The 23,307-nt window shown below is 47.5% G+C and carries 19 protein-coding genes; 12 read left to right on the top strand and 7 right to left on the bottom strand.

The annotated features are described in order from the left end of the window. Complete coding sequence (locus tag AB1611_02085) at nt 1–504, bottom strand: cupin domain-containing protein (protein MEW6378377.1); 504 nt, start codon at nt 502–504, stop codon at nt 1–3. A 254-nt stretch (nt 505–758) separates the two neighbouring features. Between AB1611_02085 and AB1611_02080 the strand changes: the two genes are divergently transcribed. Next, nucleotides 759–1,220: a CBS domain-containing protein gene (locus AB1611_02080; protein MEW6378376.1), complete on the top strand. Its 462-nt coding sequence runs from the start codon at nt 759–761 to the stop codon at nt 1,218–1,220. A gap of 153 nt (nt 1,221–1,373) precedes the next feature. Here the strand turns inward: AB1611_02080 and AB1611_02075 are convergent, their stop codons facing one another. Continuing rightward, nucleotides 1,374–2,264: a Clp1/GlmU family protein gene (locus tag AB1611_02075; GenBank protein MEW6378375.1), complete on the bottom strand. Its 891-nt coding sequence runs from the start codon at nt 2,262–2,264 to the stop codon at nt 1,374–1,376. A 167-nt stretch (nt 2,265–2,431) separates the two neighbouring features. On the opposite strand from AB1611_02075, the gene AB1611_02070 reads away from it, so the two are divergent. The 5 genes from AB1611_02070 (at nt 2,432) to AB1611_02050 (ending at nt 6,814) form a co-directional block, all read left to right on the top strand. Next, on the top strand, nt 2,432–4,369 hold the full coding sequence (locus AB1611_02070) for a thioredoxin-like domain-containing protein (GenBank protein MEW6378374.1): 1,938 nt from the start codon (nt 2,432–2,434) through the stop codon (nt 4,367–4,369). A gap of 132 nt (nt 4,370–4,501) precedes the next feature. Beyond that, nucleotides 4,502–5,098, top strand: coding sequence for an RNA polymerase sigma factor (locus AB1611_02065; protein ID MEW6378373.1), 597 nt, complete (start codon nt 4,502–4,504; stop codon nt 5,096–5,098). Between the two features lie 87 nt (nt 5,099–5,185). Beyond that, a complete protein-coding gene (locus AB1611_02060) occupies nt 5,186–5,656 on the top strand; it encodes a zf-HC2 domain-containing protein (GenBank protein ID MEW6378372.1) in 471 nt (156 codons plus the stop codon). Further along, nucleotides 5,656–6,165: a periplasmic heavy metal sensor gene (locus AB1611_02055; GenBank protein MEW6378371.1), complete on the top strand. Its 510-nt coding sequence runs from the start codon at nt 5,656–5,658 to the stop codon at nt 6,163–6,165. Before AB1611_02060 ends, AB1611_02055 begins: the two co-directional genes overlap by 1 nt. 82 nt (nt 6,166–6,247) lie before the next feature. Beyond that, a complete protein-coding gene (locus tag AB1611_02050) occupies nt 6,248–6,814 on the top strand; it encodes a Spy/CpxP family protein refolding chaperone (protein MEW6378370.1) in 567 nt (188 codons plus the stop codon). A 90-nt stretch (nt 6,815–6,904) separates the two neighbouring features. Here the strand turns inward: AB1611_02050 and AB1611_02045 are convergent, their stop codons facing one another. From AB1611_02045 to nuoE, 5 genes are all read right to left on the bottom strand, one after another. Further along, entirely contained in the window at nt 6,905–8,599 is a 1,695-nt protein-coding gene (locus AB1611_02045) for a VWA domain-containing protein (GenBank protein ID MEW6378369.1), read from the bottom strand. 206 nt (nt 8,600–8,805) lie between these two features. After that, a complete protein-coding gene (locus tag AB1611_02040; GenBank protein ID MEW6378368.1) occupies nt 8,806–9,267 on the bottom strand; it encodes a cyclic nucleotide-binding domain-containing protein in 462 nt (153 codons plus the stop codon). Nucleotides 9,268–9,306: 39 nt separating this feature from the next. Next, nucleotides 9,307–12,003, bottom strand: a complete 2,697-nt coding sequence (fdhF, locus tag AB1611_02035; GenBank protein ID MEW6378367.1) for a formate dehydrogenase subunit alpha — start codon at nt 12,001–12,003, stop codon at nt 9,307–9,309. A 16-nt stretch (nt 12,004–12,019) separates the two neighbouring features. Continuing rightward, nucleotides 12,020–13,867: an NADH-quinone oxidoreductase subunit NuoF gene (nuoF, locus tag AB1611_02030; GenBank protein ID MEW6378366.1), complete on the bottom strand. Its 1,848-nt coding sequence runs from the start codon at nt 13,865–13,867 to the stop codon at nt 12,020–12,022. Further along, nucleotides 13,864–14,388, bottom strand: coding sequence for an NADH-quinone oxidoreductase subunit NuoE (nuoE, locus tag AB1611_02025; protein ID MEW6378365.1), 525 nt, complete (start codon nt 14,386–14,388; stop codon nt 13,864–13,866). Before nuoE ends, nuoF begins: the two co-directional genes overlap by 4 nt. Before the next feature lie 567 nt (nt 14,389–14,955). Here nuoE and AB1611_02020 point away from each other — a divergent pair. From AB1611_02020 to AB1611_01995, 6 genes are all read left to right on the top strand, one after another. Continuing rightward, complete coding sequence (locus AB1611_02020; GenBank protein ID MEW6378364.1) at nt 14,956–15,555, top strand: molecular chaperone TorD family protein; 600 nt, start codon at nt 14,956–14,958, stop codon at nt 15,553–15,555. 523 nt (nt 15,556–16,078) lie between these two features. Further along, entirely contained in the window at nt 16,079–16,903 is an 825-nt protein-coding gene (locus AB1611_02015; protein MEW6378363.1) for a hypothetical protein, read from the top strand. Between the two features lie 41 nt (nt 16,904–16,944). Beyond that, nucleotides 16,945–17,109 (top strand): hypothetical protein, encoded by a 165-nt coding sequence (locus tag AB1611_02010; protein ID MEW6378362.1) that lies wholly within the window; start codon nt 16,945–16,947, stop codon nt 17,107–17,109. A gap of 227 nt (nt 17,110–17,336) precedes the next feature. After that, nucleotides 17,337–18,644, top strand: coding sequence for a PqqD family peptide modification chaperone (locus AB1611_02005; GenBank protein ID MEW6378361.1), 1,308 nt, complete (start codon nt 17,337–17,339; stop codon nt 18,642–18,644). Continuing rightward, nucleotides 18,631–19,827, top strand: coding sequence for a hypothetical protein (locus tag AB1611_02000; protein MEW6378360.1), 1,197 nt, complete (start codon nt 18,631–18,633; stop codon nt 19,825–19,827). The genes AB1611_02005 and AB1611_02000 overlap by 14 nt, the downstream gene beginning before the upstream one ends. 35 nt (nt 19,828–19,862) lie before the next feature. Continuing rightward, nucleotides 19,863–23,300 (top strand): C25 family cysteine peptidase, encoded by a 3,438-nt coding sequence (locus AB1611_01995; GenBank protein MEW6378359.1) that lies wholly within the window; start codon nt 19,863–19,865, stop codon nt 23,298–23,300. Nucleotides 23,301–23,307: the final 7 nt, after the last annotated feature.

Here is a 23,307-nt window from a genome sequence, read left to right as displayed (position 1 = left end):
TCAGGTGATACTTTCCATGCTCAATTCCTGCGGCTGATCCCTTTCTCTATCTACGATACAAAAGAAACCGAATGGCTCCTTTCCACGGTTGATAAGCTGATGAGGGGTATCGGGTGAAATATAGGCAACATCCAGAAGGTTCAAATCGTGAACTTCCTTTCCCATACGTACCTGTCCCTGCCCCCGGATACAGATTACTACATGCTCATGGTGATGTTTTTCGAGGCTGGAGAACCCGCCCTCCTCTGCTATTTCAAAATACCGCACTTCGAAACGACACGATTCCCCCCGTGCCCCGACAATAACATTCCGGACAATATTGGCAAAATTGCCTGGCTCCTGCTTATAGACCTCAGGCTTAACCCCCTCCCAGGTATAGTTATGAAAAGGATAGAGAGCACTCCGATTATCCGAGGAAGCCTCCTGGCTCTGGTGAAGTTTCCATTCACAGGAGAATTCATTCTTCCCCTCTGCCTGATGCGGTTTACGGCTGACTTGGGACATTTTTTCTTTCCACCTCACTCACTGAAAAAGGTAATTTTCGCAAAAGTGAGACAGAAATACAAGCAAAAATAGCCTGATCGCTCCGAAAAACAATCATGGCGGCAGGAGTAACTTTTTCTCCTGCCGTGTCACTCTTCCTGATCATTTCAGCCGATAATCTTTAATGGCAGGGAAACCTGCCCGGATATCTCATCGAGAGTATGTGGAATGATCGAAAGATCATGACCGATTTTAGCCATAAGGAGGATAAGGCAATGAAAGCACGAGATATCATGACCAGTAATCCGAGTTCCTGCCATCCCAAAGATAAACTGTGCAGTGCTATTGATATCATGAGAGAGAACAATGTCGGTGTAGTGCCGGTAACCGACGGGGCGGGAGGGGGCCATCTTGTCGGGATCATCACTGACCGTGATGTTGCCCTGAGTCTCGGAGCCGAAGAGAAGGCCTGTTCGCAGCTTAATGTTGAATCATGCATGAGCAAGCAGATATTTTCCTGCCAGCCGGATGATGACATTAAAAAGGTTGAACAAATCATGAAAGAACATCAGGTCCGTCGTGTGCCGGTAGTTGATCGGAATGGAACACTTCAGGGCATTATTGCTACAGCCGATATTGCCAGAGAGGCTCTCAGGGAGAAACAGAGTGGCCAGGTCGAGCTGCCTGAGACCGACCTGGCTGAGGTCGTTGAGGTAGTTTCAATGAGCTCGGATTGACCTGAAAAATTGATAGTCCTCAGGGGAAAGGGCTGTAATCGTTCCATGAGCCGAGTAAGCCTTTGCCCCTTCTGAAGGGCCGGGGAGTTTGAGAGATAGACTTTCCAATTTCATCTCCCCGGCCTTTTCAAGCTGCTGAAGATTCTCTTTTTTTTATTTCCTTGGACCCAGCTCCTGCCCGCTTGGATCCAGGCGGAGTGATCCAAACTGAATCGATCTCACCCGGTGCTTCTGCTGGAGCGGAGTCAGGCAGGAGAGATGCTTGCGCTTCAGATCTACACTCTGGATAACTCCCAGGGCAAGAGTATCGTTTATTTCATCGCAGAACCCAATAAGCAGGCCCTGCCAATTCCGTAAACTCTGAAAGTCCGGCAGGTGCCCGTGAAGCCCAAGCCCACCGAAAGTAAAGTCTGTCACTCTGGCCTCATTGAAATATCTGCGAAACTGCTCCTGGCGGTATTCCCATCGCTGCTCCATGGATTTGAGCTGAACAGCCTCCGGTATGGGAAAGCGGCGAATGGAGAGCGATCTGCGGTAAGAGAAATTTTTCAGCAATACTTCCAATTCCTTACCTCGCTCCAGAGCGACAAGGTGAGTAGGATTCACCAGATCGATTTTCTGGAATTTGAATTCAAGGCCAATCTTGCCTGAGACAAAGCCGGAAGTATCAAGGACAATCCCATCCACTCTCTGCCGGATAGCTTTATCCATCAGGACCCGGACTGCCACCAGGGTTTGCAGGAGATGCCCTACTGGAGAGGTGGAACCAACAAAGCGTAAAAATAAAGGGCTTTCCTCTCCTCCCGGCGGAGAAAGAATAGTCATTCCCACGCTGGCGGGAGGTCCAAGGATGGATTGCCCCAAATCCGCATCGATCCAGGCCACTCGTCGCCCTTGATGACATAACTGGGAAACCAGGTAACGGCAGAATGTGGATTTTCCTGTATCATTTTCCCCCAGGGTAAAAACAATAAATCGGCGCTGATAGCCTTCAATATCCTTGACCAGCATCAGCCATTCTTCAGGTATTTTATCAACAGCCATTTTACCTCACCTCACTTTTCCAAAAAAGGCCTGACCAACTATGAAATAAGATACTCTATTTTCCGGTTTTTCACAATAATAAACCGCTGACTACCATATTGCAGGTAGAGTTTCCGATTAAACATAAAAACAGGAGACGTTACTGAAACAAAAGAGGTAATCGGGGTATGAACAGACCTGACAGATTTAAAATAAAAGCTCCGGACTTTCCATCCGGCCTTACCTGGTATAATACCCGCCACCCCATCTCATTGAAGGAATTGCGGGGAAAAGTAGTGCTCCTGGATTTCTGGACCTATTGCTGCATCAATTGTCTTCATGTTATCCTGGATCTCACCCGGCTGGAAGAGAAATTTCCGAATGAACTGGTTGTTATCGGGGTCCATTCGGCCAAATTTGACGCTGAATATAGAGAAGGAAATATCCGGCAGGCTATTTTACGTCATGGAATCAGGCACCCGGTGGTAAATGATAAGGATTTGCTTATCTGGCGTCTCTATGATGTTCGGGCCTGGCCCAGCTTTGCCCTCATTGACCCGGAGGGCAACCTGATCGGCATTACCTCCGGTGAAGGAATCTACGAGTCTTTCAGCACCATTATCAACAGCATTATCCAGGAATATGACCGGGAAGGAAAAATAGATCGCCGCCCCATCCGGCGTGAGCTGGAAGCTTCACCCGTACCCGAATCGTTCCTGGCTTTCCCGGGCAAGATTCTGGCCGATAAGGCATTAAATCGGCTTTTTATCGCCGATACCAATCACAACCGGATCATTGCTGCCAGCCTGGATGAATTGGCTATCCAGACAATTATTGGCCAGGGAGAAGCTGGTTTTCGGGACGGAAACTTCCGAATCGCTCAATTTAACCATCCTCAAGGGATGGCTGTCCAGGGAGATTTGCTCTATGTAGCTGATACGGAAAACCATGCTGTCCGACAGGTGGATATGAAAAACCATCAGGTAATAACCCTGGCTGGAAATGGACGTCAGGCCCGTCGAATAAATTCGGGCTACGGGCTTACCATTCTCTTGAACTCTCCCTGGGATCTGGTTCTTCATCAGGGATATCTGTATATAGCCATGGCCGGATTTCACCAGGTCTGGCAGTTGAGGCTCCGCGACGGCTTTATTGAACCCTATGCAGGCAGCAGCCGGGAAGGGATTGTGGATGGCCCGCTCAAAGCAGCGGCTCTGGCCCAGCCAAGCGGAATAACCACGGATGGCAGAAAACTCTATGTTGCAGATAGTGAAAGCAGTGCTCTTCGCTCGGTGGACCTTCCTCCTTACGGCACCGTTTCGACCATTGTTGGCAGGGACCTGTTTGTGTTTGGAGACCAGGATGGCGAAGGAAAATCAGTCTTGCTTCAGCATCCTCTGGGGGTGGTTTTTGAACAGGGATATCTCTATGTAGCTGATACTTATAATAATAAAATCAAGCGGATCGACCCTTTGAGAAAGACCTGTGAAACCATTTCCGGGGCGGGACCGGAAGGATTTCGCGATGGAGTCGGCCAGCAGGTCCTGTTCAATGAACCTGGAGGATTAAGCATCGCCCACGGTCAATTATATATCGCCGATACAAACAATCATGTAATCAGAAAGATGGACTTGCAGGACTATGCCGTGAAAACTATTGCCTTTACTGGTCTTGAGTTCCTTCAGCAGGCAACAGCAGTCGAGGAATTTACCGGCAAGCTGATTCGGTACGATCCCAAGACGATCCATCCCGGCGAAGGAAAACTGCTCATTGATCTGGTCATTCCCAAAGGCTGCCAATTGACTCCCTATGCCCCCCATACCGTCTCCTGGCAGGCAGATAACGATCGGTTGCAGTTTCCGATCTCTCCCCCTTACCTTCAATTCGAAAGCGATAATTTACCCATAACCATTCCTTTTCAGGCTGCTGAAGGCAAATCCCATATATTTGTCGATATGCTGGTTTATTATTGCAGCAGCCAGGCAGAAGCTTATTCCCAGTGCTTTCTGGCTCAAGAGCGGCTGGATATTCCGGTGTCCGTTTCCCAAGAAGCGGAAAACTCCGAGATCAGAATCAGCTATCAGATGACAGAGCAGATTTTCAACACCAAGACCGGGAATCCCTGAAGCCCAGCATTTTATCCTTCTGCCGATCTCTTAAATCATGGCGCAAGATTTGGTTGACTTGCCTGTATATTATAGTAGCATATCTCATGATCACTGACCAGGTAACTTGTAGCACCCTATGCAATTTATGCCATGATCGATAAGGAAGTCTGCGGATTGAAAGAAATCACCGATGAAAAGCTGATGGCCGGCCTTCAGCAGGGGAATAGCCAAAACTTTGAAAGACTGGTCGAAAGATACGGTACTGCACTCTATCGGTTCATCTACCGAATTCTCAAGGATGAGGGAGAGGCACAGGACCTCGTTCAGGAAACCTTCCTCCGGGTGTATCGAAGCGCCGGCCAATACGATTCGAAGTATCCTTTCCGGGTCTGGATATTTTCCATTGCCAGTCACCTGGCCATTAACGTTTTAAACTCGGCCAGGAGGCGACGGATTTTTTTCTTCTGGAACCGCTCTGAGCACGATAGGGAACAGGAGATTTCTCAGGAGGAGGAAATTGTCGATCCCCGGAAAAATCCGGAAGAAGAATTCTCCCATCAGCAGATGTCTCAACGAGTGCAGCAAGCCATCGATAGTCTCAGCCCCAGGCAAAAGGTTGCCCTGACCCTGAGCAAGCTGGAAGGGCTGAGTTATAAAGAAATCGCCGACGTCATGGACATCAACCTTCCGGCTGTGGAATCATTGATCTTCCGGGCCAAACAGAAGATCCAGCGTGAGCTCGGATGATGAGGGTTGGGAAAATAAATAATCCCTGAATAGGCAGCGCAAGTTTTTTTTTGATATCTGGTATTAGAGATAAAGAGGGTAGCAAAGATGCACATAAAAAGACATGTAAGAGACCAGAAGATATCGGCCCTGATTGATGGGGAATTATCGCCGGAAGAGCGGGAGGCTATTATCCGGCACATCGATCAATGCCAAAGATGCAGGGGTAAGCTGCTGAAATGGCAGCAGGTTGACCATTGCCTCGTGCACTCTGAGCGCACGATATCTCCTCCTGCGTTATTAGAGCACAAGATACTGGCTCACGTACAGCGGCAGGAATCGTCCAGTGCTGCGGATAGCGCACCCTTCTGTAAACATGGCCTGAACTTGCGGTTTGCAGCCGCTTGCCTGGTGGCTTTGGGGATCTTTCTGGGGACGCTCATGGGGACGAAATTGACCGCTTGCCTGGTCAGGGAGCAAGAGGGAATCGACCTGATGGCAGTTCTCTCGCCCCAGGAGATTTATTCTCCTTCTCTTGCCGAAATGAACCTTGAGAGTATCTTAGAAGGGGAATCGTGATGAAAAAATACGCCCTGTATCTGGTGCTCATTTTTTCCGTGGCCGTCAATATTGCTGTGGCAGGGACTCTTGCCTATCATTACTGGCGGGTGAGCCGGGATGGAGCCGGACTGGTCTGCGGTCAAAAGCCTCTCGGCAGATTTATGCGGGAAAACCTTCAACTCGAAGACAAAGAGACTTCCCGCTTGCAGTCGCTTTTTAAACAGGATAGAGAGAATCTGGTGCAGTTGAGATGCCAGATCCATCAGCAGCGGCAGATCCTTTTTGATCTGCTCGACAAGCCTCAGATTAACCAGGTCCAGGTTGATCAGCAGATTGAAAAGATCGCAGCTCTTCAGGCTGCCATGCAAAAGGTGGTTACTCATCAGATTATCAACCTGAAAGCCAGTCTTCCGGAAGAAAAGCAGCGGAGGTTACTGAAAGCCATCCGTCAACGATCGGGGTGCGGTCCCTTTGGCCAGGGACCCATTGGCCCTGGATTTGGGAAAAAGCAAAAGGGGAGGTGGTGACGGTTTATCGCAGTTTCGGATATGGCCAGAATTTGTTGACCGGCAGTTTCTTCAGAACAACATCACCATGAAAGGGACAAAAATGAACAAGAAATCTTTTATTACCAGTCTTCTGGTTGCTTTCACTCTTATGGCTATTCTGGTTTCCTTTACATCCCCCTCAGCCAATGCTTTCTGGGGAAGCAAAGGCCAGTGCATGACCGGACCGGGTCCTGGTCAGGGGATGGGGCCAGGCGGCGGGGGACCGGGCAAAGGACGCCATCTTGGTCAGCTTCTTGACCTGTCTACCCAGCAGCAGCAGAAGATGCATGATCTTCAGTTCGCCTTTCAGAAGAAAACCCTCAATCTCCGGGATGAATTGGGGAAAAAGAGACTGGAGCAAAAGACGCTTTTGGAAAACAGCACGGTAGATTGGAAAAAGGTCGATGAGTTGACCGACCAGATCTCCAAGCTCAGGGCAAGCATGGAAAAGGAAAGAATGCGGCACCGGGTGGAAGTGAAAAAGATTCTCACTCCCGAACAACTGAAAAAATTCGAGAGCATGCCCTACTGGCACGGAGGGCCGGATGGAGACGATCTTCCCCCGGCGCAAGGATCAGGATGCGGCCTCGGAAAGGGGCCGGGAACGGGACCGGGCCGTGCGTTATAAAGAGCATCGGCAGGCTTAAATAGCATAAAGGGGCAAAGGATGCATATTTTGTGTATCCTTTGCCCCTTTTTTACCATTCACCGCCAATCATCAACTCCCCACTCCGCCAAGCTCAGCCCGAAGCTTGTCACGGAGTTTATTTTTTCGCCGAATCAATCGCTTTCTTTTCAGGCAGGCAATCCAGTATCGGATAAGGTTTACCAGCCAGGGGCGGGACTGCATGACCCAATGATAAAGCCTTTTGATCTTTCTGCCGAGAATAATCAGGAAGGTACGAAGGCCCTTGCGGTTCTTATGTGAGCGTATTCCTTTCTCCTGCTCTTCCTCCAGGGTTGTGATTCCCTCCCCCTGACGGGCAAAATTCTCCAGGATCGAGACGAACCAGGAATCTTTCAAAAGTATTTGCTTGATTCGGATAAAATGATTAATTTCCTGCCTGATTTGCTCCTGCATTTCCTGGGATGGTTTGCGGCTCAACAGATTGTTAAGATATCTGATCATGAAATGAATGCGATGATATATCTCGGTTTTTTCCGGAATAGATGAATGCTGATGCTGGTTTTGCTCCAGCGTTTTTCTGTACTCGATAATCAGTTCAAGCTCATAGGCATTGAAAAGGTCGAATTTTTCCCCAAGTATCGAAGGAAGGGGAATGAAAGTATCAACTATCTCCTGAAGCTGGTAAACTTGAGCCAATGCCAGTAAGATCTCCATCTTCCGCAGCATCTGACTCCGCTGGGGAGTCAATTTGCTCTTTCGCAAGGCTTCCAGATTCTCCCCCGGATCCGGGAGGGATAAGCCATTTCTATCGAGGTTCCAGGCGCTCCAGAAGGCCGGCATTTCCCTTGGTTTGTCATCCTGTCCAGCCAGGTCCCAGGCTGCACGGTCAGGGTAGAGTTTCAGCACCTGATCGATATCCAGGCCGCAAATCAGGATCACATGCAGCTTGATTCCACCGAGAAGCTCGCGCAGATTTTCAGGGATGGGTCCAAGCCCATCAGTGATGACCAATATTTCAGCCTTCTCCATCCGGGGATCCCGCCGGATATCCTCGATGGCCTGTAAAATGGCCTTGCCGATTTCGGTCTGGTAGCAATCGGCGGTATGCAGATGAGCTATATGTCTTATAATCTTCTTGATATCTTTGGCTCTCTCCGACCGGATCAACGGGCTGACCTGGTCGGTAAACGAACGAAAATAAATTTGTGGATTTTCCGGCTGAGCCCGCCGTAAATACTCCAGTGATATAGCTTTGGCTGCATAAAATTTATTCAGCTTCTCCCCGCTCATTGATGAGGAATTATCAAAGAGCACATAGATTTTTTGCGCTTTGTTGACTCTCTGATCCTGTCCGTGCACAAGCTCAGTTGTCGAAAGGGTCTCTTCTTCCGGAGCCTCGAATCTCCGGCGGTTCAACTCCTTGTTGATGAGCTTTTTGTAAAATATGGTATCATGGTTAATGACAAACTCCCGCGGCAAAACAGAGGCGATCTGGTAAACCCAGGAAACCTTGGCGATATCCATATTATCGGATAACGGCTGCGGCCGCCACCGCGGGCTTTGCGAGCGCTTCTGCACGTCTTTCGATGATGGCAAGGACGGCTTCTTGCGGTTGAGGATGGGAGCCATCGACTCTTTGATCGAATACACGCTATGACTGGAAAAAATGCTGCGGGCAAGAAAGAAAATCTCCTGGATTTCTTTGGAAAAGCATTCCGTGCCCAGCATAGCCCGAATCCAGTCTGCCGGCTCAAAAAATTCCAGATGTTTTACCAGCTCGTTCATAACCCCCTCCTTCTGGCTATCAAATCCGGTACATGGTACTCAGATCGGGTAATTCCCGGAAAATCTCCTCTCCATCCTGCCCGAAAAAAAAGCCATCTGTCTATCCGCTTGAGGTTTCCAGATGGCTTTTATTACCGGAATCTGAGTATCGGCTTTCAGTTATACTATAGTAACTTTCCCAGAAGAATGTCAAATATTTCTCATTTTCAATGCCACATATAACCCATCATGTCGATAAACCGGTTATTCATCTGCTTGAGCAGTTCACTGATTTCCCCGATAATAACTTTGAAAATCTTGAATCCGGCCTGGGGGGTCGCTTCAATGAACCGATCAAAGTCAATTTTACTGATGACCATTACCCTGGTATCTTCCATGGCCTCGGCTGTAGCTGAATGGGCTTTCTGGGTCAGAAGCGACAACTCTCCAAAGAAACTTCCCTTTTTCAGGGTAGTAAAAGTCACCTTCTCACCCGCTGCAATCAGTTTGCTGATTCTCACCGATCCTTCAATAACCGCATACAGATGCTTGCCAATCTCATTCTCTTTGATGATTATCTCTCCGGCCTTAAAGGTTTGCAGCCTGGCGATGCTACTGACACTCTCTAATTCTGCAATACTTAAGTCTTTAAAAAGCTTGATTTCCTTTAATTGCTCGATATCCCACATACTTTAAAACCCCCTAAAATGTGGACGCACAGCAGATAATCAATCTCCCCTGGCAAGCCTTTCAATCTTTACCGCACAGACCTTCAATTCCGGAATCTTAGCTACAGGATCGATAGCTGAATTGGTCAAAGCATTTGCCGGGGACTCATGAAAATGGAAGGGAAGAAACACCACTCCTGCAGGCAGCCTGTCAGTGATCAGGGCTTTCACCCGCACCTCTCCCCTCCTGGACTTTACTAAAACCTCATCATTGGAGGTAATACTGATAGCCTGGGCATCCTGCTCACTGATTTCCAGGTACCCTTCCGGATAAATTTCGTGCAGGGGAGCTACCCGCCGGGACATCGACCCCGTATGATAGTGAAACAGCCTCCTTCCCGTGGTCAGGGTAAAAGGATAGTCAGCATCAGCCAGCTCAGCCGCAGGTGTGTATTCCACCGGCTTGAACTTGCCCAGCCCCCTGGCAAAGCGGCGATGGTGCAGGAACTTTGTTCCCGGATGCTGGATACTGGGGCAGGGCCACTGGAGGCCTCCCGATTGCTCTATCCTCTGGTAGGTCATCCCTCCATAGCTTGGAGTCAGGTCGGCTATTTCCTGGAAAATCTCCTCAGCGCAGCGGTAGCCCAGGGGATAACCCATCCGGGCGGCCAGCTCACTGATGATTTTCCAATCCTCCATCCCCTCTCCGGATGTCTGCACGGCCTTATTCATCTTCTGGACCCTTCGTTCGGTATTGGTTACCGTACCCTCCTTTTCGGCAAAGCTTACTGCCGGTAAAACAACATCCGCCAGTTTGGCGGTTTCAGTCAGAAAGATATCCTGGACTACCAGAAAATCGAGAGCATGGAGCGCTTTCTCCACCTTGTGAAGATCGGGGTCGCTCAGCATCGGGTTTTCACCCATGATGTAAAGTCCTTTGATCTCACCGCTCAGGGCTCCATGAAATATCTCGGTAACTGTCAGGCCCGGTTTATTGGATAACGATACACCCCATTTTTCTTCAAACTTACCCAGAATCTGAGGATCGGAGATATTCTGATAGCCCGGCAGGACATTGGGCAGGCATCCCATGTCGCAGGCACCCTGGACATTATTCTGCCCCCTGAGCGGATTGACCCCGGCATTTTCTTTGCCTACATTGCCGGTCAACATGGCCAGATTGGCAATGGAAATAACCTGATCGGTGCCGGAGCTGTGCTGGGTGACCCCCATAGCGTAGAGTATGGATGAGCTTTCAGCCTGTGCATAGATGCGGGCAGCGTCCCGGATCAGGGAAGCGGGAACGCCGGTTATCTGCGAAACCCTGTCCAGGTCATAATGGCCGATCGTCTTCTGGAATTCCTCGTAGCCTTCGGTACGCTCGGCAATGAATTGCTGATCGGCAAGCCCTTCATCGATAATCACCTTCATCATCCCGTTGAGCAGGGCCACGTTTGTTCCCGGCCGCAGCTGCAGCCAGATATCGGCTATCCGGGTCAGGGGAATAGGCCGTGGGTCAGCCACGATCAGTTTGCCGCCATTCTTTCTGACCGCTTTTTTCACCTGAAGGCCGACGATGGGATGGGCTTCGGTTGTATTGGAACCGATCACCAGAATCACCTTGGCCTGACCGATCTCGGCGATTGAATTGGTCATTGCTCCGCTGCCGAATGATGTGGCTAGACCAGCCACGGTAGAAGCGTGTCAGAGCCGGGCGCAATGATCGACATTATTGGTGCCAAGGACCGCCCTGATAAATTTCTGAAAGAGATAATTTTCTTCGTTGGTGCACTTGGCCGAGCTTAAGCCTGCCAGGCTCCTGTTTCCATGCTGGCTTTTAATGTCCTGAAATTTTGTGGCCACCAGATTCAGGGCCTCATCCCATCCTGCCCGGACGAGCTGGCCGTTCTTTCTGATGAGAGGAAACTGCAAGCGATCGGGATGGTGGACAAATTCATAGCCAAACCTGCCCTTGCTGCACAGATAGCCCTCGTTTACCGTGGTGCTGTCTGAATGAAGGCTGACGATCTTATTGTCCTTGATATGAAGGGTCAGATTGCAGCCGCATCCACAGTAAGGACAGACAGTTTTAACCCATTTGGTCTGCCATTTCCTTCCTCTCTGCCGTGAAGGCTTATTCGTCAGGGCACCCACGGGACAGGAGGCGATACACTGACCACAAAACTCACAGTTTAATTTCCGGTCAAAAGGAGTACCGATCCGGGTCTGAAATCCCCGCCCGACAAAACCGATAGCTGAAACTCCCTGCACCTCGTCACAGACACGGACGCACCGTCCGCAGAGAATGCATTTGCTGTTGTCCCGCTCGATAAACGGGTTGGAATCATCGATTATGCCTGCTCTTTGCTCCCCTGCCAGCCGGCTGTCTTTTAAACCGTATTGATAGGCCAGATCCTGCAGCAGGCAGTCACCGGATTTTTCACAAAACATACAATCCGGCTTATGATCGGAGAGGAGCATTTCAACAATCAGCTTTCGATATTTATCGATCTTTTCCGATTCGGTCCTGATTTTCATTCCCGGCGCGACAATAGTAGAGCAGGCCGGAACGAGCTTGGGCAGCCCTGCCACTTCCACCAGGCAGAGCCGGCAGGCGCCGAATGGGCTCAGGTCCCGGCAGTCACACAGGGTGGGAATAAAGATAGTATTCTCTCTGGCAACTTCCAGAATGGTCTGGGAAGGACCGGAGGCAACTTCTTTGCCGTTGATGGACAGGTATATTTTTTTTTCTTCCATGTGCTGTTTCCTTATGTTACTGTATTGCCTGGGCAGGACAGTTTTCGATACAGGTTTTGCATTGAATGCAGAGATTTTTGTCAATGGCCGCTACCGTTTTCGGCATCCAGCTGACCGCACCTGCCGGACACATTTTTTTACAAATGCCGCATTTTTTGCAAAGATCCTGAGCGATTTCAAACTTGATAAGTGCACTGCAAACGTGAGCCGGGCACCGCTTTTCGAGAATATGAGCCCGGTATTCATCCGCAAAATACCGCATGGTACTCAAAACCGGATTGGGTGCCGTCTGCCCAAGTCCACAAAGGGCAGTAGCTTTTATCCCTTCCGCAAGCTCCTTGAGTAATTCCAGATCCGATTCCTCCCCCCTGCCCTCGGTAATTCGGGTGACGATCTCGAGCATCCTTTTGGTTCCAACACGGCAGGGCACACATTTTCCACAGGACTCGCTTTGGATGAACTCCAGGAAAAACCGGGCTACATCAACCATGCAGTTTGCCGTATCCATGACCACCATACCGCCCGAACCCATAATGGCTCCCAGGCTGATCAGAGAGTCATAATCGATGGGAGCATCGAGGTTGTCCTCGGCGATACAGCCGCCCGATGGACCGCCAAGCTGTACTGCCTTGAATTTCCTCCCCTTCGGGGGGCCGCCGCCGATATCGAAAACGACCTCCCGCAAGGTAATGCCCATCGGAACTTCCACCAGTCCCGTATTATTGACCTTCCCTGCCAGGGCGAAAATTTTCGTCCCCTTGCTCTTCTCGGTGCCGATTTCCGCATACCACTGAGAACCTTTAGTAATAATAAAAGGAACATTGGCAAAGGTTTCGACATTATTGATATTCGACGGCTTACCCCATAATCCCTTATGGGCTGGAAATGGCGGTCTGGGCCGGGGCATGCCCCGTTTCCCTTCGATAGAGGCCATCAGGGCCGTCTCTTCACCGCAGACAAAAGCCCCTGCCCCTTCTTTTATCAGGACATCAAAAGAGAAGTCTGTCCCCAGGATATTCTGCCCCAAAATCCCAAGTTCTTTGCTTTGGGCTATAGCTGTCTTGAGATTGGCAATAGCCAGAGGGTATTCAGCCCTGACATAAATATAGCCGTGGTGTGAGCCGATAGCATAGCCAGCAATCAGCATCCCTTCGAGCACCAGGTGAGGATTGCCTTCCAGCAGGCTCCGGTCCATAAAAGCACCCGGATCTCCTTCGTCAGCATTACAGATTAAATACTTGGGCTCTCCCTTGGCTTTCGAGCAAAATTCCCACTTGAGGCCGGTTAAAAATCCCCCGCCACCCCGGCCGCGAAGGCCTGACTTTTTTACTTCCTCGATAACCTGCTCAGGAGTCATCTCAAAGATAGCTTTTACGAAGGCTTCGTATCCTCCAACACCGATGTAGTCCGTAATCCTGGTAGGATCAATGAGACCGTTGTGGTGAAAAACTATCCTCTTTTGCTTGGCGTAAAAGGGAACGTCGTGGGTATAGACATATTTCTGTTTTGTTCTTGGATCCTTGTATAATAATTTATCGATAAGCTCACCCTTTTTAATGGTCAGCTCAATGATATCAGGGACATCTTCCACCGATACCTGGTGATAAAAGATATCCTCAGGCAGTATGGCTACAATGGGGCCTTTTTCACAAAAACCATGACAGCCGGTCTTTTTGACCTCCACCATGTCCGATAGCCCCGCTTTTTCTATCTCATGCTCAAAGGCTTCAATAACTTTGGCACTGCCAAAGGCACTGCATCCGGTGCCTTTGCAAACGATGATCCTCTTTTTGTTCTGGTTAAATAGCTCTTCCAGCTCTTTTTTTATCCGGTCAAATTCCTCTCGGCTCGTAATTCTTCTCATAACTCACCTGCTGCTTCCGCTTCGGCAGGTGAAGCATGAGATTGTTGCCCGGCACTCTGAGAGAGCCGATGTAAAATATCGTCTATCTTCTGGGCAGTAACTTTGTCATAATACGTGCCATCAATCACTATCACCGGAGCCAGGGCACATGCACCCAGACAGCCTACTGTCTCCAGCGTGAATTGCAGATCCTCGGTGGTATCTCCTTCCTTGAGCCCCAGTTTATCTTTGATGATCTCCAGGACCGTCTTGCTCCCCTTTACATGGCATGCTGTTCCCCGGCAGACCCTGATCACATGCCTGCCTCGCGGACGGGTGTAAAATTGGGCATAAAAGGTAATAACTCCATAGATTTCACTGGCCGGGACGTTTAATGTCTCGGCTACAAGGTCAACGGCAGCCTCGGGAATATAGGTGTAATATTCCTGAATTTTTTGCAGAACGGGGATAAGTGCTCCCTTCTTCTGCTTATAGTCCTTTAACAGGGTGGCTACATTGGTCAAATCTAATTTGGGATTCATTCTGGCACCTCAAATCAAGTATCATGCCTGCTGCTCAAATACAACTGTTTCTATTTTAAAACGTCGTTATTTTTCCATTCTTAATAAGCATTGTAAAAACGCCCTCTTACCGGGAGAGCCAATCCCTTATCGGAAAAACTTTGGTAAAATAGAACTCTATTTTACCAGAAAAAGGTTGAATGTAAAGAAAAAAACGACTGGGTAGCAATATTACTGAAATTTAAAAACCGTCTCACGTCTATTTGAAGTTACGACAATCGTGCCCAAATAAAATTTTTTTATTCTCAACCCTTTACTCGCAGGGAAGGAAAAACTACGGCTCCTTCATACCAAGATTTTTCACCGAAGCCACGCCGAATTTCTGTTTCCCGTACACGTGCTATACCCCTGAAAGAATAAATGTTTCTTCTTCTTTTTTCGATGAATGATATCTCAGGAAATGCCGATACATTTTAAGCATAATGCTATGGTTGGAGATGTGCTCCCGGCTTTTCCGTACCGACTGGTTTTCAGAGCCAGGAGAAAACCCAGAGACTGGAATGTACAAGTAAAGGTTCCCGGTTAGTGATGATAAAGGATAATATGATACTTCAGCTCAGAAACTTGCAGCTTTTCCTGAATGGCTCTGAACTTGCCTCCCTTCGCCTCGAATATTACAAAGTCTACGGTCAGCTCCTCGAATCTCCGCCTGAGAAATTAATAAATCTTGTGGACATTGAGGAAAATGTCGAGGCATTAAACAAGGAATACCTGGATTTATTTATCCGCCCCAATGTCAAATACGTTCCCTCCTGTGGTTCGGATTACCGGAAAAAAAGGAAGGGGAAGAAGGGGAAGGTCCTTCATTTTCTGACAGGCAATGCCAGGGAAGACAAAAAACCGGATGATCATTTTCTGATCGGTTTGAACTATATGCGGTTTTTAATCGAAAGAGAAAAGCGGCAGTGGCAGAGAAGAAATTACCTGATGGCGGTAAACCTTCTACATCAGCAGCAGGACTATCTTCTCGGCCACCTTAACTGGCTGCCCGATCTGTGTGCGGAGATTCAAAAGAAAACGACATCCCGGTTTTACCATGATCTTGCCTCGAACCTTGAAAACTTTTTTCAACTCGAAAAGCTCCTTCTGGAGATCATCCTTCTGAAAAGAGCTGGGGTACTGAATTGACCGGGAGAGCATTCTGTGTTATCAATCACATACACCTGGAGATTGGACTAATGGTATATTATTTTTTAAGTAATGTATTTTTATGTTTGACATATTTGTGGAATTTATACTAGAATAATAAAGGTGGTAATGGTTGGTAAATCCGAAATAAATCTATACTCCAAACTACCGAGCCCGGTGAAAGCATAAAGGCCGGAACCTGCTGTCTATCTTAAAACCGCTAGAGATTCTCCTGCAAGACACCATTATCAAACTGCTCGTAAAGTGATATTTTGGGTATCATCCGGTGGGAAGAGCTTTAATGATTTGTCATACTGGAAAGCACGGCACGGATCCACACTACATCTGAAAGCGGAATTTTTATCTTGCTGATTTTGTTAGAAAGGAGGCGCAAAATTGTCAAATATCAAAATCAGCAAAAGATCCCATATCTCATGCTTTCCTGCTCAACTGGACCAGTGCTGATCCCACAGGGGTTAAGTCTGGAAAAAAATAAGAAATTAAGAAATAAGGAGGCTCAATAATGAAAAAATTTCTCAACTTTTATCCAGGGAAATCAATCTGGGTTTTAGGGTTGGTGGTAACAGGGGTTATATTGGCAGTATCGATGGCTTATGTCCGAGGGGCAGAAGCCGATCCAGTATGTAAGGCACATGCTTTGGCCAAGAACAGTCCGATAGTGATATACATTGATAATTGTAAGGAGTTTACTCTAACTCCTGAGGTAGTGGACAGAAATTCACATTGCTCCGCCCACGAAAACTCCGGCCATTGCGGTCCCGTCAGGCTGTACGTTAAATTAAAGGATGAGGATCACGGCCTCACCTTTGATTGTAGTGACATAGGTAAAACATTCGATGTCACCCTGATGGCCATCTGCGGATCAAGTCCAGACACAAGCTCAGATGTTGCCAAGGCCAGTATTACAATACTGCAGCACCCAGATGCCATTGAATTAGATACATTTACTGCAACTCCCCAAAATAACCAGATCACCATTTCCTGGAGCACTGGATGTGAGCTCGATAATGCAGGCTTTAACATCTTGCGCAGTGAATCGGAAGATGGCGAGTACATCATGATCAACCCTGCAATCATCAGGGCCCAGGGTGGCGCGGTAAGTAGAGAGTATTCTTTTAATGATGTTACGGCCGTAGCCGGAGTTATTTATTATTACAAGCTGGAGGATATAGATACAAGGGGCGTCAGTACCGTGCATGGGCCCGTCTCAGCTAGTATTCCGGCATTGTGGCCAATATACTCGATAGACTGGTATCGGGGGTATTCAGCACCACAGCTATGGCCGTATTGGTACTATTCGCAGCTATGGCCGTATTGGTACTGGTAATTATGATTGATATAAGCCATTGAGAAAGTGGAGGGAAAAATATGGATATGAATACCAAGAAAGAGGAAAAAGAGCTTGCCAATGAAACAAAACCGGTGGTGAGGTACGAGCCACCCGCCATGATCAGCTTTTCTGAACGGGACCTGGCCGAAGAGCTTGGGCCTATTCAGGCATGCAGTCCGTTTGGCAATATAGTTGGTTGTTGATTTCAAAGCATTCATTTTTATAGAAAAACCTTCGAGGGGGATGAAGAGTTTTTAGCCATTAAGAAAAACGGCTAAAATTCTCTTCCCCCTTTTTTTGTATTTTCTCTGTAATCAAAAGGAAAATGATGACTGAAGATTTCAAACCTCACTATAAAGGGGTATGTATCGCTTCAGGTGATAAAAACCGCGCAATCCTGGTGCACGCGGATCGAGCCGTATGGAGAGTAATCAATGAAGCGGGATATTGTATTGTATCCCTGTGCGATGGTCACACGAGTGTAAAGGAAATTGCCCAGCTAATCAGCCGGCAGTATGGCATATCCTTTGATTCTTCATGTTCGGATGTAAAAACATTTATCAGGCAGTTGGCTCAAGATGGCTTTTTATCGGCTTCTGATCCAACTCACAGAGAGAACAATCTTTTTGGAAAGCTCTCCCCTGGCCTCCGGAAAATAAATTTGAATATCACGGAACGGTGTAATCTCCGATGCAGACATTGTGCGGTAACAGATGGCAGAGAAAAGAGAGATTACCTGAGTACAGAGCAGATTTTCAGAATCATAGACGAAGCCCAAGAATCCGGGAATTGTTTTTTAACTCTTGGCGGGGGAGAGCCTCTCATGCGAGAGGACTGCATCAAGATACTTTCTTATGCAGCCCCAAGAGTCAAAACCGGTTTGAATACCAATGCAACCTTAATAGATGATTACCTGGCCGGTGTTTTGGCCGATCTTGGTGTAAGTCTACAGATCAGTCTTGACGGCCCCGGGGAGTTTATCCATGATTTCATACGGGGTAAGGGTGCTTTTGGTAAGACATTACAGGCTATAGACCTTCTCATCGGCAAGGGTGCCGGAAAAAGAATCGCTTTTTGTGTAACGATCAGCAGGAATAACATTGAGTATATCCCTGATATTCTCGCCCTGGCCTCCGAGAAAGGGATATCCTCTTTACGATTTGTCCCGATCCAGGCCATGGGTTCAGCCAGGGTGCACTGGGATAAGTTAGCCCTGTCCACGCGGGATTACACAAAATTTTATACCTATATGTATCAGAAGGTCCCCTCTCTGTTCCCTGGGTTTCACATCAGCCCCGGGTTTCACGGCTTCTTGCTTTATTTTTCGGCAGGCCAAACCATGTGGTGTCAGATTGGGGAAATACTTGCCCTAGACGCACAGGGATGGCTTTATCCCTGTCCTTTGCTCATGGAGCCGGAATTTAGATTGGGTAAAATCCAGAAGATGAGCTTGCAGCAAGCTGTTGAGTCAGAAAAGATGGCAGAAATACAAGAGGTGTGCCGCAGGCGTAAGGATGATATCTCTCGATGCAGGGCCTGTGCATGGCACCACTTCTGTCAAGCGGGATGCGCGGGCACAGTTTATCAATCAAAAGGCACATTCCATGAGGTTGACGATCTTTGTGAATTAAGACAGAAGATGTATCCGCAGACAATTTTTGGCCTGGCTGCCGAAAAGTGCAGCTCATCAGGATCAGGTCATAAATGGGAAAATATACGGGAAAATGCGTGTAATTGATCTATCATCCATCAATACCGTGGCAAATTTGAGTTATACTTTTCATTTTCTGGATCACACCTTTACCATTTCCACGAATAAATCTTCAGCCTTGATCTACTTTGAAAAGATGTACGCAAACTTCCTGGTGAAGACATCAACGGGAGGTGGGCACATCGGAAGATATTATGTGATTGATGAACCGGCTCTTTCTGAACAGCCGTTTATCCTGGCAGACGATAAGATTTATCCTTGCCCAAAGGCTCATATGCTGCCGGGTTATGCCCATAACCTCATCATCAATTCTGTCATGGCTAAGATAAAATCTCATCTTCTCTTCCATGCAGCGGCTGTATCATGGCAGGGACAGGGTGTCATCATCCTGGGTTCCTCCGGGCAGGGGAAGAGCACCTTGGCTATAGAATTAATCAGGCAGGGCTTTAAATTCTTTACCGATGAAATTACCTGTATTCATCGGGAAAATCATCTCTTGTACCCCTTTCCAAGAACCCTGGGAGTTCGAACAACCGCCCTCCAGTTATTCAAGGATTTTAACCTGTCCAATCTCGATTCCTTACCCATGATTTCTGGTGAAGGAAAAACTGTTATGCATGTATCAGATGTTCCCGGCATACAGCTCAGTGATCCCTGCCTGCCAAAATATGTGATCATTTTGTCCTCATTCGCTGAAGAGGGATCTGAGGATAGGGCAAATCCGCCCCATCCTGCAAGGCAGGATTATACATCCTTATATCTTGCTGTAGACCGATTTGATGAAAAAATGATCTCAAAGCTTCAGGATTTTCCCGGAATAACAGAGATTAATAAAATAGAAGGAGGGGCATCGCCTGTTATACAACTCACGGTTAAAACCGGCTCCTGTTTATTGCCCGAAATAAAAAATCTTTGTTATCACCATCAAGTTGCCCTCTTTGATATTACCAAAGAAAGGAAGAAACGGAAAGCTGACTTCTCCCAGGAACCTCACCTGATTGAAATACGTAAATCAAGAGCGCTGTTCGAGCTTTTAAGGAGCTTTCGGGGCGGGCAGGAGTCATCTATTTTCAAAGATAATGGGGCCGGCATAGCCTCAATGACGCTGCTCATAAGCTCTCTTCTGGAGAATGCGAAGTGCTACCGGCTAACTGCGGGCAGACTGGAAGATATGGCAGGATTACTCAAGAATTTAGTGTCTGAAAATTAGTAGTGCTTGAAAGCCGTTACTCTGTATTTGATACCATGAAAAATCATCTCCTTTTTATCATCTTATTGAGTGTTCTTTTCGTTTTTCCCGCCAATTACAGTAAAGCGGGTGAAATAAAAATCGTCGAAAAAGGGCCGCAGGGTCTGACGATTGAATTTTGTCCCGCCGAGCTTCAAATCAAGAAGAAAAAAATACAACGGGAATTTTATTCCACTGTCGCTCTCGCTGATGCAGGAGTGACTCAGGAACCAGGTAAACCGCAGCTTCCCGTGCAAGGGGCCTTGATCGCAGTGCCTCCATTGGCCAGAGTCGGTTGGGAAATCCTGGAAGAGAAGATAGAGACTTTCGATAACATTCTTATTTGTCCTGCTCCCAGGCGGATTCTTGAGACAGAAGATAGTGCATCTTTCCTGCGGGAAGAATTTACTCTTGACCGCACATGCTATGCCCAGGACCATTGGATGCCGGAGAAGCCGGTTATTATTGAGCAGGAAGGATATCTCAGGTACCAGAAAGTTGCCCGCTTATCTATCTATCCTGTTCAGTATAATCCTGCCTTACAAAAGATGCGGTTTTACAAAAATCTCAAAATAAAAATCACCTTTGACAATATCCCTCAAAGACTCAGGAGATCAATCACCGTAATAAGAAATTCTGATTATCAGCCCTTCTGGGGAGAATTCGAACAGGTCTTGGAGAATACTTTACTGAATTACTCGATGGAGGAAAGCAGGCAATTATTGTCTATTTCCCCGGAAGAAACGATAAGAAAAAGAAAAGAGCCTTCTTTTTCCGAGTTGCCTCCCCTGAAAATTGCGGTTGAGCAGGAAGGACTCTACCGAATTTCCGGAACCGACTTACACAGCGCGGGATGGGACCTTAACCTGATTATTCCGCAAAAATTAGCTCTCTCCAATAAGGGACAGCAGGTCCCCATCAAAATCATCGGGGCGAAAGATGGTGTATTTCATCCCGATGATCAGATTAAATTCTGGGGATGTCCGGTTGATTCCGAGTTTACCAGAACAAATATCTATTGGTTGTATCAGGAGAATACAGCAGAAGGGCTGAGAATCCAATGCCGTAACGGTGCATTCGGCAACGCCGGAACAGCGAAGGATTACTTCACGGAGCATCTTCACTGGGAAGAAAATAACCTCTATTGGCAAACCATTCCCGATGGAGAAGGGAAAGACCATTGGTTTTGGGAACAGCTTTCACCTCCGGCCAGCAATAATTTCCCCATGCAACTTTACCATATTGCCCCTGGCGATATGAATTGTGAGTTACAGCTTTTTTTTCAGGGGAAGACTAATACTTCCTTCTTTCCGGATCATCATCTGGTCATTTCCCTGAATGGCACAAAAGTAGACGATTTTTCCTGGGATGGGCAAATCGAATATTTACGACGGATAGAAATTTCTCAGGGAATTTTACAGGAAGGAAGCAATACAGTCACCATCGAAGCCTTGGCGCAGGCAGGGAATCCGGTCGATATCATCTATGTAAATTGGATTAAGCTTGCTTATCCAAGACGTTTCATGGCCAATGATAACCAGTTGATTTTTTCTCTGCCGGGAGAGGGGGTGCAGGATGTCCAGATAGACGGGTTCACTGAAAAGGAACTGTCTGTCTTTGATGTCGATGATCCCTGCAATATCACCGCACTAGAAGACATTACCGTTGAAAAAACCGGTCCTTCACAATACCGGGTGAAATTCACTGATACCCTCAAAGGGGCTCAACGGTATGCAATACTCGGTATCGGGAGAGAAAAGAAACCCCTTTCCCTTGAACTGGATCACGTGAGCAGCTTACGATCGGAGCGACAGGGTGCAGATTACATCATGATAACTCATTCTTCCTTGTATGAAAGCATTCTGCCCCTGGCTGAGCATAGAAGATCTCAGGGACTGCGGGTGAAGGTGGTAGATGTGCAGGATATATACGACGAATTTTCCGCCGGGATATTTACCCCTCAGGCAATCCGGGATTTTTTGAAATATTGCTTCCAGAATTGGACTCCTCCAGCCCCATTGTATGTATTACTGGTAGGCGATGCGAATATGGATTATCTGGATCATTTTCGAAAAGGAAGAATGAACTTTGTTCCCACCCACATCTATCATACTCCTGAAATTGGAGAAACTCCAAATGATAATTGGTTTGTGTGTGTCAATGGCGAAGATATTTTGCCAGACATGTTCTTAGGCAGAATATCGATCCGAACCCCGGAAGAGGCTCAAAAAGTCGGCGAAAAGATTATCTCCTACGAACAACAGGAAAACCAGCCCTGGCATCAAAGAGCGCTTTTTGTGGCGGGAAGTGGAGATTCGTCGTATACCGATATCCCCGATAGCCTTGCTCAAAAATTTTTGCCCGGCAATTTTGAGCTTCAGAAAGTCTATAAGGGTAATTATGCTGATGTCTCCCTGGCCAAAGAGGATTTAAAGCAAAAAATTTCTCAAGGGTGTTTACTTACTACCTATACCGGCCATGGCAGTACCGATCAATGGTCAGGTCTATTTACGATAAAAGACGTCGCAAGTCTCCACAATATCGATAAGCCTGCTTTTGTTCTTACCTTTACCTGTTTGAATGGTTTTTTCCCCCACCCCGAGGCAGATTACTGCCTGGCGGAAGAGCTGCTGCGGGCGGAAAGAAAGGGGGCTTTGGCCTGTTTTGCTCCCATCAATGTAGAATATCCTGCAAATCAAAGCAATTTAAGTGCAGAGCTGTTTGATCTTATTTTCAAACAAAAGATAAGACGGTTGGGCGTTTGTACTACATCCGCCCGTATTAATTCATATGTCCAGAATAAAGTTTCGGCGAACACGCTTCAATCATATATGCTTTTTGGCGACCCCGCTACTGAACTGAAAGGCAGATTGGGACCATCGGCAGAGACACAGATACTGATTAAACCCGGGATTAATGTATTCTGTTTACCCGGCAAGATGGAAAATTCATGGAAGGTGTCAGATCTTCAGGCATATGCGAATACTCAGGGAATCGAGCTGCAAAAAATTTCAGCCTTCGATTCTCTTCACCACCGATGGCAAATCGGAGGTTGGCAGAACGGAGGTTTCCAGGGGGAAGATTTTGAAATTATACCCGGACAAAGCTACATCCTTTACGCTGAGATGAAAAATGACCTGACCCTACCCCTTACCTGCTCAGATATTTATCCCCGCTATACATGGGGAATAGGCTCTCATTGGATAAATTTCCCCGCACCCCTTCATGCTTTTACCTCATATGATCTTCTCGAAGAATTAGGCGAAAAATTTATTTCGAGTCTGCAAACCCTCGATGCTCCAGGAGGAAAGTGGCAGGAAAGCTATTACTTCTTCGGTATGCCTGCTGGAAAAAAATCCCGGATTCTGAAAGATACAGGATACCTTATTGAAATTATCGACCCGAAAAATAATTGGCGGCCCAGTGTGTGGGATGAAGATAAGGTATTGAGGTGAAATGCCA

It is taken from the genome of bacterium (genome assembly GCA_040755755.1).
In the GTDB taxonomy this organism is placed as follows: domain Bacteria; phylum SZUA-182; class SZUA-182; order DTGQ01; family DTGQ01; genus DTGQ01.
Note: the sequence above shows the minus strand (reverse complement) of the source record. Positions and strands in the feature narration are given on the sequence as shown.